Source organism: Lysobacter brunescens (assembly GCF_042677005.1).
GTDB classification, from domain to species: domain Bacteria; phylum Pseudomonadota; class Gammaproteobacteria; order Xanthomonadales; family Xanthomonadaceae; genus Lysobacter_I; species Lysobacter_I brunescens.
On record NZ_JBHTIF010000006.1, the window covers coordinates 110,067 to 121,069 of the forward strand.

Genomic DNA, 11,003 nt, shown 5'->3' on the forward strand with positions numbered 1-11,003 from the left:
ACGACCGGACCATAGTATGCCGAGCCGTCGCAGGGCCCATGCGCATGCCGGAACGGTGACGACGACACGGAATCCGACGCCCGGCATGGCACGGATGATGCTAAATCCCATGGCAGGGACTACCATCGGCCGAGATTCGGGGTCAGGGGAGACGCATGCAGTTCCGATGCATCTGGCTGTGCGCCGTTGCCTGGCTGCTGGGCGCCCTGATCGCGCCCGTCGCGCTGGCCCGGGACACGGTGCTCCTCGCACCGGGGCTGTCCGAAACCTCGCTCGCAGCGCATACCCGCTATCGCAACGACAGCACCGGCAGCGACACGCCGCAGGATGCCTTCCGCCGCGTGCAGGACGGCCAGTTCGCGCCCTTGCCCGGCGGCAAGTCGAACTTCGGCTTCGAGCGCGGCGCCTACTGGTTCCATGTCCGCCTGCTCAACGAAAACCGCGAGGAGCCGCGCTGGATGCTGGTGCAGCGCTATGCGCTGAGCGATCGCATCGATGTCTACGCGCGCTATCCCGACGGCCGCATCGTGCACCAGGCCAGCGGCGACTACCTGCCCTTCTCCTCGCGCAGCATTCCCTACCGGCATCCGAACTTCCGCCTGGAACTGCCGGTGGACCAGTCCGTGGACCTGCTGGTCCGCGTGCAGAGCCAGAGTTCGATGCAGGTGCCGCTGGACCTGTACACGCCGGCCGCCTTCACCTCGCTGTCGCGCGACAACCAGTTCGTGATGGGCGTGTACTACGGCATCCTGCTGGCGCTGTTCGTCTACAACCTCGTGCTGTGGCTGAGCCTGCGCGACGCCAGCTATTCGTGGTACCTGATGCACATCACCGCGTTCGGCCTAGTGCTGTTCACGATGAACGGCTTCGCGTTCGAATACCTCTGGCCCAACTGGACCTGGATGGCGAACGTCGCGGTGCCGCTGACCATCTGTCTGGCGCTGATCGCGATGCAGCAGTTCACGCGCATCTTCCTGGAACTGCCCCGGCGCTTCCCGCTGGGCAATCGCGGCAGCCTGGTGCTGATCGCGATCTTCTCCGCGCTTGGCATCGCCTCGCTGGTGCTGCCCTATCGTGTCGTCACGCCCTGGGCGACCAGCGCGGTGATCCTGAGCGTGCTGTGGGTGGCGATCTCCAGCATCGCCGTGCTGCGCACCGGCTACGGCCCGGCGCGGCTGTTCCTGCTGGCCTGGTCGCTGTTCCTGGCGGGCACCGCCGCGATCGCCGCGCTCGCGTTCGGCCTGGTGCCGAAGAACATGGTCACCGAATACGGCGTGCAGATCGGTTCGGCGCTCGAAATGCTGCTGCTGTCGATCGCGCTGAGCTACCGCTACGCCTCGCTGCGCAACGAGAACGAGCGGATCGCGGCCGAGGCCAACATGCAGCTCGAACGCAAGGTCGCGCAGCGCACGCAGGAAGTGCGCAGCGCGCTGCTGCAGCTGGAGGACGCGCACCGCCGGCTGCGCGATTCCAGCCGTCGCGACGGCCTGACCGGCCTCTACAACCGCACGCATTTCCACGAGACCTTCGAGCGCCTGCTCGAGGAAGGCCGCAACGACCGCCGCCCGGTGTCGCTGCTGATGATCGATCTCGACCACTTCAAGTCGATCAACGACAAGTACGGCCACCTCGTCGGCGACGACTGCCTGCGCTGGGCCGCGCAGCGCATCGGCCAGAGCCTGCGCGCACAGGAAGCCTCGCTGCTGGCGCGCTTCGGCGGCGAGGAGTTCGTCGTCGTCCTGCCCGACCACGACCTGCGCGCGGCGGTGAATGTCGCCGAAGCGCTGCGGCGCAGGCTCGTCGAGGAACCCTGCGTCAGCGGCGCCTACAAGCTGCGCGTGTCCGCCAGCATCGGCGTGCACACCATCGACGCCGGCAAGCACGTGGACTCGGACACCGCGCTGTCGGTCGCCGACCAGGCGCTGTACAGCGCCAAGGCCAACGGCCGCGACTGCGTGAGGACCTCGATCACGGCGGCGTGAAGGGTGTCGCGACTTGCGTCGCTCCCACAGGAAACTGGTCCCTCCTGTGGGAGCGACGCAAGTCGCGATCGATTTCCGGAAACCCCAAAGAAGAAGGCCGGTGCGAGAACATCGCACCGGCCTGCAGTCACGCAACATGCACTCAGCGCATTACGCGCCCGGCAGCGGCGGCGGTGCGGTGTTCGTGGTGATGTTGTGGATGTAGCGCTCGAACACGCGGGTGTAGTCGCGGGTGGTGTGGCGATCCAGAACGGCGGCATTGAGGTTGTCGAGCACCGCGTTGAAATGACCGACCACGGCGGCTTCGCCGGCGAGGTTGTTGAGCTTGAGCATGCCGCCCATCGCGTCGAGCGTGCGCACCGCGTTCTCGCGCGAGATGTTGTCGCGGACCTGCTGGCGGCCGATCGCGATCAGCGCCTTGTAGATGTCCTTCAGCTGCTCGATGAAGCTCTTCTTGATGTCGATGCTGAAAGCGGATTCGCCGAGCGAGAACTTCAGCTCGACGTCCATGTCCAGGGTGCCTGCGGTTTCGATGGCGACGTAGCCGACGCGCTGGTTGGCGTACTCGTAGCGCTTGATCATGCGCTTGCTGGACACCGCCGAATCGCCGTCGACGTGGATCAGCGCCAGGTTGGTGAAGCAGTACTCGTCCTTCTTCGACTTGATGAGGAAGAAGATCTTTTCGCCGTCTTCGTGGAACAGGTAATCGTCGGCGTCGACCTTGTCGTAATCGGCCGGGGAGATGATGACGCCGATGTCGCTGATGCCGAGGGCCTCGGCGGCGAGTTTCTTGAACACGCGGAACTCCTTGAAGGGGGACGAATGCCGGCGATGCGGCGGGCGAGCCGCAATCTAGCAAAGTCCGGTGACGCCCGCCGCCATGACCGACGACCTATTGGGTTGCGTCCTTCCGTCCCCACTTCCCGGCATTGGTCGTCCACCGAACACGGCAGAGTCCGCACAGTCCCGCCCGGCACTGCCGGGCAAGCCCGGCGCCGGGTCAGCGCTGGCGCTGCTCCAGCACCTTCAGGGCATCGGCCAGCGACAGCCCGCGCGCCTGCAGCAGCACCACCAGGTGGTACAGCAGGTCGGCGGCCTCGCCGAGCAGCGGACCATCCTCCTCGGCCACTGCCGCCAGGGCGGTTTCCAGCCCCTCCTCGCCCACCTTCTGCGCGATGCGCTTGATGCCGGCCTCGAACAGCTTCGTCGTGTAGCTGCCCGGCGGACGCTCGGCGTCGCGGGTGCGGATCAGCGCCTGCAGCGCGCCCAGTACGTCGCCGGGCGCGGACGGGAAGCAACTGGTCGTCCCGAGATGGCAGGTCGGCCCGTGCGGGCGCGCCTGCACCAGCAGGGTGTCGCGATCGCAGTCGGCCTCGATCGCCTGCATCGCCAGCACGTGACCGCTGCTCTCGCCCTTGGTCCACAGGCGCTGCTTGCTGCGGCTGAAGAACGTGACCTTGCCGGTGTCGAGCGTGACCTGCAGCGCTTCGCGGTTCATGTAGCCGACCATCAGCACGCGGCGCGTGTCGGCGTCCTGCACCACGACCGGCAGCAGGCCGTCCTGCTTGTCCCAGGCCAGGGTGTCGGCATCCAGTGCCATGTCGATCCTGATGCCGTCCTTGTGTCCGCTCACAGTCGTACCTCGATGCCGGCTTCGCGCAGGTCGCGCTTGAGTTCGGGAATGGCGATCGCCCCGGAGTGGAAGACGCTCGCGGCCAGCGCCGCGTCGACGTCGGCCTCGCGGAAGGCATCGATGAAATGCTGCACGGTGCCCGCGCCGCCGGAGGCGACCAGCGGCACGTTGCAGATCGCGCGTACCGCCTTGAGCTGTTCGATGTCGTAGCCCTTGCGCACGCCGTCGCTGTCCATGCAATTGAGCACGAACTCGCCCGCACCAAGGTCCTGCGCCTCGCGCACCCAGTCCAGCGTGGCCTTGCCCGGTGCCTTCGTGCGATTCGGGTCGCCGGTGTGGCTGCGCACGCGCCAGACGCCGTCGGCGTCGCGCACCGAATCGATGCCGACCACCACGCATTGGCTGCCGTAGGCCTCGGCGATCTCGGCGATCAGCGCCGGACGCTCCAGCGCGGGCGTGTTGATCGACACCTTGTCGGCGCCGGCCAGCAGCACCGCGCGCGCCACTTCGACGCTGCGGATGCCGCCGGCGACGCAGAACGGAATGTCGATCTCCGAGGCCACGCGCTCGACCCAGCCCACGTCCACGGCGCGCCCGTCGGGGCTGGCGCCGATGTCGTAGAACACCAGTTCGTCCGCGCCCTGGTCGCGGTAGCGGCCGGCCAGTTCGACGATGTCGCCCATGTCGACGTGGTCGCGGAAGCGCACGCCCTTCACCACGCGGCCATCGCGCACGTCCAGGCAGGGCACGATGCGCACGCTCAGCATGCCAGCGCCTCCGCCAGGTCGAAGCGGCCTTCGAGCAGCGCGCGGCCGAGCACCGCACCGGCGCAGCCGGCCTCGCGCGACGCCACGATATCGGCGATGTCGCGCACGCCGCCGCTGGCCTGAACGAGGAAGCCGTCGTTGCGCGCGACCAGCAGGCGATACAGGTCGAGGTTCGGCCCCTGCAGCATGCCGTCGCGGGCGATGTCGGTGCACAGCAGGTGGCGCGCACCGGCATCGCGATACAGATCGAGACAAGCGCCGAGATCCAGACCGGCGTTCTCGGTCCAGCCGTGCACGGGCAGCTGCCAAACGCCGTCGGCGTCCTGGCGGGTGTCGAGCGCGATGGTGATGCGTTCCACGCCGTAGCGCTGCAGCCAACCGGCGACGAGCGCGGGTTCGCGCACCGCCAGCGAACCGACGACCACGCGCGCCGCACCCTGCGACAGCATCGCCTCGACGGCAGCCTCGTTGCGCACGCCGCCGCCGGTCTGCACGCGCAGTCGGCCATCGGCGGCGATGCGGCGCAGCAGCGGCGCCAGCGTGTAGCCGCCATCGCGCGCGGCATCGAGATCGACCAGATGCAGCCAGCGCGCGCCCGCATCGGCATAGCGCATCGCGACCGCGAACGGATCATCGGCGTAGGTGGTTTCCTGCGCGTAGTCGCCCTGGCGCAGGCGCACCACGCGACCGCCACGCACGTCGATGGCGGGATAGGAGACGAAGGCGTCGTCGGCCGGAACCGACACGGTCGATGTCGGCGAAGTGGACACTGCGGAACTCATGCCGGCACCTTGAGGAAGTTTTCGAGCAGGCGCAGGCCGACCTGCGACGAGCGTTCAGGATGGAATTGCATGCCGTAGCGGCGCCCCTGCGCGACCACCGCCGAGAACGGCTGGCCGTGCGTGCAGGCCGCGATGGTGCAGTCGAGCACCGGCACCGCGTAGCCATGCACGAAATAGGCGTGCGCGCCATCGTCGATGCCGTCGAGCAGCGGCGACACGTCATCCGCACGCACACGGAACGTCAGTCGATTCCAGCCCATGTGCGGCACGCGCAGGCCGGGGCCGCCGGCCATGCGCATCACCCGACCGGGAATCAGGCCGAGGCAGTCGACCTCGCCCTCTTCCGAGGACTCGAACAGCAGCTGCATGCCCAGGCAGATACCAAGCAGCGGCGCCTCGCTGGCGCGCAGGGCCGTGTCGAGGCCGCGCGCGCGGAGCAGGCGCATCGCCGCACCGGCCGCACCGACGCCGGGCAGGATCACGCGGGTCGGCATGCCGAGTTCGTCGGCATCGCGCACCAGACGCGGCTGCACGCCGAGACGGGCCAGCGCATAGCGCACCGAACCGAGATTGGCGCCGCCGGCATCGATCAGCGCGAGGTCGTCATCCAGGCGAAGCGCAGCAGTCACAGCGCCCCCTTGGTGCTCGGCAGCGCATCACCTTCGCGCTTCATCGACTGGCGCAGCGCACGGGCGACGACCTTGAAGCAGGCTTCGACCTTGTGGTGGTCGTTGTCGCCGCGCACGCTGAGGTGCAGGTTGAGGCCGGCGGTTTCGCACAGCGAACGGAAGAAGTGCGGCACCAGTTCGGTCGCCAGCTGGCCGACGGATTCGCGCTTGAATTCGCCTTCGAACACGAAATACGGCCGGCCGGACCAGTCCAGCGCGGCGCTGGCCTGCGTCTCGTCCATCGGCAGCGTGAAGCCGTAGCGGCCGATGCCGCGCTTGTCGCCCAGCGCCTGGCGCAGTGCCTGGCCCAGGGCCAGCGCGCAGTCCTCGACGGTGTGGTGTTCGTCGATGTGCAGGTCGCCATCGCAGTCCAGGCGCAGCGCGAAGCCGCCGTGCTTGCCGATCTGCTCCAGCATGTGGTCGAAGAAGCCCAGGCCGGTCTTCACCACCGGGTCGGCTTCGCGGTCGAGGTCGACCTCGACGCGGATATTCGTTTCCTTCGTCTTGCGCACGACACTGGCGGTGCGCGGCACGTCGACCAGGGCATGCGCGATATCCGACCAGACGACGCCGTCGCCGAACTGCGGCGACTTCAGCTTGAACGCACGGATGCCGAGGTTCTCGGCGAACTGCACGTCGGTCTCGCGGTCGCCGACCATCGCCGAACGCGACCAGTCGATGCTGCGGTCGCGGAGCATCGGCTGGACCAGTCCGAGCTGCGGCTTGCGCGTCGGTGCGTTCTCGTGCGGGAAGCTCTTGTCGATCAACACATCGCGGAAGCGGATGCCCTGGCTCTCGAACACCTGCATCATCAGCGCGTGCGGCCCGTCGAAGGTCTCCTGCGGATAGGCCTCGGTACCCAGGCCGTCCTGGTTGGTCACCATCACGAACTGGTAGCCGGCATCGCGCAATCGCAGCATCGCCGGGATCACGTCATCGACGAACGCCAGCTTGGCGTAGCTGTCGATCTGGAAATCTTCGGGCTCGCGGATCAGCGTCCCGTCGCGATCGACGAAGAGGATGGGCGTCCCAGCGCTCATGCAGCGGCCCCAGTCGATGCCTGCGTGGATGCCTGCTGTGCGGGGGCAAGTGCAGCGAACACCGCGTCGTTCTCCTCCGGCTGGCCGACGGTGATGCGCAGCGCATCGCCCAGGCCCTGGGTCGCGCGCATGTCGCGCACGACCACGCCCGCAGCGAGCAGGCTGCGATACGCCGCTTCGGCGTTGTCGAAGCGTGCGAGCAGGAAGTTGCCGGCGCTGCGGTACACGCGACGCACGCCAGACAGCGCCTGCAGCGCGGCGAACATGCGCTCGCGCTCCTCGCGGACGACGGCGGCGCGACGCCCGGCCTCGGCGACGGCCTCGGGCGTCAATGCGCGCAGCGCCAGCTCGGCGCAGGGCGCTGGCACCGGATACGGCGCCTGGCAGCGGCGCAGCACCTCGATCAGCGCCGGATCGGCAAGCAGGCAGCCGATGCGCGCACCGGCCAGCGCGTGCAGCTTGGACAGCGTGCGCAGCACGGCGACATTCGGATATTCGTCGATCAGCGTCGCCGCCGACGGCGCGTCGGCGTACTCGATGTAGGCCTCGTCGACCACCACCAGCGCGCGGCCGGCCAGCGCCTGCGCCAGCGCACGCACCGCCGAGAGCGTGATCAGCTCGCCGGTCGGATTGCCCGGCGAACACAGGAACACCAGCTTCGCGCGACGCGCGAGGGCCAGATCGCGGATCGCGGCGAGATCGGTCACCCAGGCGTCGTTGCGATCGATCAGCGGCGCTTCGACCAGCGGCGCGTTCTGCAGCCGCGCGCATACCGCGTACATGCCGAACACCGGCGGCGCGATCACCACCGCATCGCGCTCGGCGCGGCACAGCGCGCGGACCAGCAAGTCGATGGCCTCGTCGCTGCCGCGACCGATCAGCAGCTGCTCCGGTTTCACGCCGTACAGCCCGGCCAGCGCCGTGCGCAGGGCTTCCGGCTGCGGCTGCGGGTAGCGACGCACGTCGCCGTCGTCATCGACGGGATTGTTCCAGGGGGATTCGTTGGCGTTGAGCCAGATCGAGCCGTCGACCTTGTGGCTGCGCGCCGAAGAATAGCCGGCGAACGCGCGCAGGTCCTCGCGCACGAGGTCGAGCACGCCCGGCTTGGGCAGCGTGGCGAAGGGCGAGGTCATGGCGTGGCGTCCGCCTGCAGCGAGGCGATGCGCAGGCTCACCGCACTGGCGTGCGCCTGCAGGCCTTCGGCCTCGGCGATACGCACGGCACTCGGGCCGATCCTGTGCAGGCCGGCGCGCGACACGCTCTGCACGCTGATCGCGGTCTGGAAGCTCGACACCGACAGCCCGCTCCACGCGCGCGATGCGCCGCCGGTCGGCAGCACGTGGTTGGTGCCGCTGCAGTAGTCGCCGAGCGCCTCGGCGGCGTAATCGCCGAGGAACACCGAACCCGCAGCCTGCACGCGGTCTAGCCAGGCCTCCGGTTCGCGCAGCGCGAGGATCAGGTGCTCCGGCGCGTAGCGGTTGCTCACCTCGAACGCCTGTTCGATCGATTCGACGCGGATCAGGCGCGAACGCGACAGCGCCTCGCGCGCGATCGCCTCGCGCGGCAGGCGCGCGAGCTGCGTGGCCAGTTCGGCGGCAGTGCGCGCGATCAGGGTCGGGCAGTCGCTGAGCAGGATGACCTGCGAATCCGGGCCGTGTTCGGCCTGCGACAGCAGGTCGGCGGCGACGAAGGCCGGGTTCGCGCCGCTGTCGGCGATCACCAGGACTTCCGACGGGCCGGCGGGCATGTCGATGGCGGGACCGCCTTCGACCGTGGACACCTGGCGCTTGGCCTCGGTGACCCAGGCGTTGCCCGGGCCGAACAGCTTGTCGCAGGCCGGCACGCTCTCGGTGCCCAGCGCCATCGCCGCGATCGCCTGCGCGCCGCCGAGCTTGAACACGCGGGTCGCGCCGCAGCGGCGTGCCGCGAACAGCACGGTCGGGTCGGCGGTGCCGTCGGCGCGCGGCGGCGTGCAGACCACCACTTCGCGGCAGCCGGCGATGCGCGCGGGCACGCCGAGCATGAGCATCGTCGACGGCAGCGGCGCGCTGCCGGCCGGGATGTAGAGGCCCACGCGCTCGATCGGACGCACGATGCGCCGGCATTCGACGCCTTCGGCGGTCTCGACCGCGTACTCGCGCATGCCGCTGTCGCGGTGGAAGGCTTCGATGCGTTCGGCCGCATCGAGGATCGCCGCCTTCAGCGACGGATCCAGGGAGGCCTCGGCCGCCGCGAATTCGGCTTCGCCGACCGCGAAGACATCCAGCGCGGCGCGATCGAGCAGCCGCGAGTACTTGCGCAATGCGGCATCGCCTTCGATGCGCACGCGGGCGATGATCTTGCCCACGCCGAGGCGCACGGCGGCGGCGGAATCCTGGGTCGCGCGACGCAGCGCGGCGCGCTGTCCGTCGGCGTCCAGGGTGTTCCAGTTCAACAGGTTCAGATCGATGCGGTTCGCGAGCGAAGCGTTCATGCGAGCAATCTCTCCACGGGCAGGACCATCAGGCCGCGGGCACCGGCCCGCTTGAGTTCTTCGAGGCGTTGCCAGGTCATCGCGCCATGGCACAGCGCCTGCAGCGCGACATCGCCGTCGGTACGCGTCTGGGTGCCGCCGTCCAGCGACATCACCGTCGGCGGCTCGGCATCGGGCAGCAGCTGCATCAGGTGCGGCAGGATCGCGCGCGGCGCCTGGAACATCAGCAGCTTGCTGTCGCGCAGCTTCAGCACGCCGTCGAGGCGGCGCATCAGCAGTTCGGCGATGCCGGCGCGTGCATCGGCGATCGCGCCGGCGGGACCGGCCAGCACCGCTTCGCTGTCGAGCACCACTTCCACCGGCTTGAGGCGGTTCGACGCAAGCGTCGCGCCGCTCGACACCAGGTCGCAGACCAGTTCGGCCTGGCCGAGACGCGGCGCGAGTTCGACCGAGCCGGACATCGTCACCACGCTGGCCTCGATGTTGCGCTCGGCCAGCCAGCGCGAGAGCAGCGCCGGATAGCTGGTCGCGATGCGCGTGCCGGGCAGCTGCGCCTGAGGATCCCACTCCCAGTCGTCGGGAATGCCGAACATCAGCTTGCAGCGACCGAAGCCGAGGCCGCGCAGCTCGCGGAAGGCAGGCGCTTCGCCGCGCGACTGGCGCTCGTAGTCCTGCTCGACCAGTACGTTGCGGCCGACGAAACCGAGGTCGCAGACGCCATCGGCGATGAGACCGGGGATGTCGTCGTCGCGCACCAGCAGCAGATCGATCGGCAGCGATTCGCCGTAGTAGAACAGCTTGTCGCGGCTTTCCTGCCAGCTCAGGCCGGCAGCGGCGAGCAGCGCGAGCGCGGGCTCGCTGAGGCGTCCGCTTTTCTGGATGGCGATGCGCAGGCGGTCGCGCAACTGGTCGCGAGCACTCGCGGCAGCGTTTCGTTGCATGGTGTGGATCCTCAGTGCGCGTCGACGGGACGCGTCAGGGTGTCGAGTGCGCGGCCATAGCCGCCGGTACCGCGTTCGAGCGTGCGGGCGACACGGCCGATGGTGGTCACGCTGACCAGGGTGCGGTCGTGGATTTCGCGGTAAGGCACGCCCTCGGCGATCAGCGGCACGACCTTCCAGCGATCGGACATGGCTTCCAGCTCGGCCGGCGTGCACAGGTCTTCGAGGAAGGCGCGCACGTCCGCCGCCGACGGCAGCGCCGCGAGCACGGCCGCCAGCGCGTCGAGGCTGGCCTCGGCGTCGCTGTCGGGAACGGGCTGGATGCGCTGCTTCATGGGGAGACGGGGTACGGGGCGGCTTGAATGTATTAACGCGTTAACACATTAACCCGCTCAACCCGGTCGGGTCAAGCCCGATTTCGCCCCGTTCGCAGGAGGCCTTGCCTTGCTTTGCCTTGTAGGAGGGCCTTCAGGCCCGAGCTCTTCGCTCTTGGGGAAAAGCAAAGGCAAGAGTTCGGGCCTGAAGGCCCTCCTACCAAGCGAAAGCCCTGCCCCGGAAAGCAGAACGCCCCGCCGGACGGGCCGACGGGGCGTTGCGGAAAGACAAATGGGGGACTCGGCCGATGACATCGGCTCAAGGGCCGAATGCCACCCCACTCGTGGGAGCGACGCGAGTCGCGACAGACCAACGGAGGTGCGTCGCGACTCGCGTCGCTCC

The 11,003-nt window shown here is 68.9% G+C and carries 11 protein-coding genes; 1 reads left to right on the forward strand and 10 read right to left on the reverse strand.

Features of this window, described 5'->3' with window-relative positions:
- Nucleotides 1-155 precede the first annotated feature (155 nt).
- Nucleotides 156-1,982: a diguanylate cyclase gene (locus tag ACFQ0E_RS18665; protein WP_386826445.1), complete on the forward strand. Its 1,827-nt coding sequence runs from the start codon at nucleotides 156-158 to the stop codon at nucleotides 1,980-1,982.
- A 150-nt stretch (nucleotides 1,983-2,132) separates the two neighbouring features.
- Here ACFQ0E_RS18665 and ACFQ0E_RS18670 read toward each other — a convergent pair whose 3' ends face one another.
- From ACFQ0E_RS18670 to ACFQ0E_RS18715, 10 genes are all read right to left on the reverse strand, one after another.
- Entirely contained in the window at nucleotides 2,133-2,780 is a 648-nt protein-coding gene (locus tag ACFQ0E_RS18670; protein WP_386826447.1) for a PH domain-containing protein, read from the reverse strand.
- Between the two features lie 202 nt (nucleotides 2,781-2,982).
- Nucleotides 2,983-3,582 carry a bifunctional phosphoribosyl-AMP cyclohydrolase/phosphoribosyl-ATP diphosphatase HisIE gene (hisIE, locus tag ACFQ0E_RS18675; protein ID WP_386826449.1) on the reverse strand — a complete coding sequence of 200 codons (600 nt, stop codon included), beginning with the start codon at nucleotides 3,580-3,582 and terminating at the stop codon, nucleotides 2,983-2,985.
- A gap of 29 nt (nucleotides 3,583-3,611) precedes the next feature.
- Entirely contained in the window at nucleotides 3,612-4,382 is a 771-nt protein-coding gene (gene hisF, locus ACFQ0E_RS18680) for an imidazole glycerol phosphate synthase subunit HisF (protein WP_386826451.1), read from the reverse strand.
- Nucleotides 4,376-5,164 carry a 1-(5-phosphoribosyl)-5-[(5-phosphoribosylamino)methylideneamino]imidazole-4-carboxamide isomerase gene (hisA, locus tag ACFQ0E_RS18685; RefSeq protein ID WP_386826453.1) on the reverse strand — a complete coding sequence of 263 codons (789 nt, stop codon included), beginning with the start codon at nucleotides 5,162-5,164 and terminating at the stop codon, nucleotides 4,376-4,378. Before hisA ends, hisF begins: the two co-directional genes overlap by 7 nt.
- Nucleotides 5,161-5,793: an imidazole glycerol phosphate synthase subunit HisH gene (hisH, locus tag ACFQ0E_RS18690; RefSeq protein WP_386826455.1), complete on the reverse strand. Its 633-nt coding sequence runs from the start codon at nucleotides 5,791-5,793 to the stop codon at nucleotides 5,161-5,163. Before hisH ends, hisA begins: the two co-directional genes overlap by 4 nt.
- A complete protein-coding gene (hisB, locus tag ACFQ0E_RS18695; protein ID WP_386826457.1) occupies nucleotides 5,790-6,872 on the reverse strand; it encodes a bifunctional histidinol-phosphatase/imidazoleglycerol-phosphate dehydratase HisB in 1,083 nt (360 codons plus the stop codon). Before hisB ends, hisH begins: the two co-directional genes overlap by 4 nt.
- On the reverse strand, nucleotides 6,869-8,005 hold the full coding sequence (gene hisC / locus ACFQ0E_RS18700; protein ID WP_386826459.1) for a histidinol-phosphate transaminase: 1,137 nt from the start codon (nucleotides 8,003-8,005) through the stop codon (nucleotides 6,869-6,871). The genes hisB and hisC overlap by 4 nt, the downstream gene beginning before the upstream one ends.
- Nucleotides 8,002-9,315: a histidinol dehydrogenase gene (hisD, locus tag ACFQ0E_RS18705; RefSeq protein WP_386826471.1), complete on the reverse strand. Its 1,314-nt coding sequence runs from the start codon at nucleotides 9,313-9,315 to the stop codon at nucleotides 8,002-8,004. Before hisD ends, hisC begins: the two co-directional genes overlap by 4 nt.
- Nucleotides 9,316-9,341: 26 nt before the next feature.
- Nucleotides 9,342-10,286, reverse strand: a complete 945-nt coding sequence (gene hisG / locus ACFQ0E_RS18710) for an ATP phosphoribosyltransferase (protein WP_386826461.1) — start codon at nucleotides 10,284-10,286, stop codon at nucleotides 9,342-9,344.
- Between the two features lie 11 nt (nucleotides 10,287-10,297).
- Complete coding sequence (locus ACFQ0E_RS18715; protein WP_386826463.1) at nucleotides 10,298-10,621, reverse strand: YerC/YecD family TrpR-related protein; 324 nt, start codon at nucleotides 10,619-10,621, stop codon at nucleotides 10,298-10,300.
- Nucleotides 10,622-11,003 lie beyond the last annotated feature (382 nt).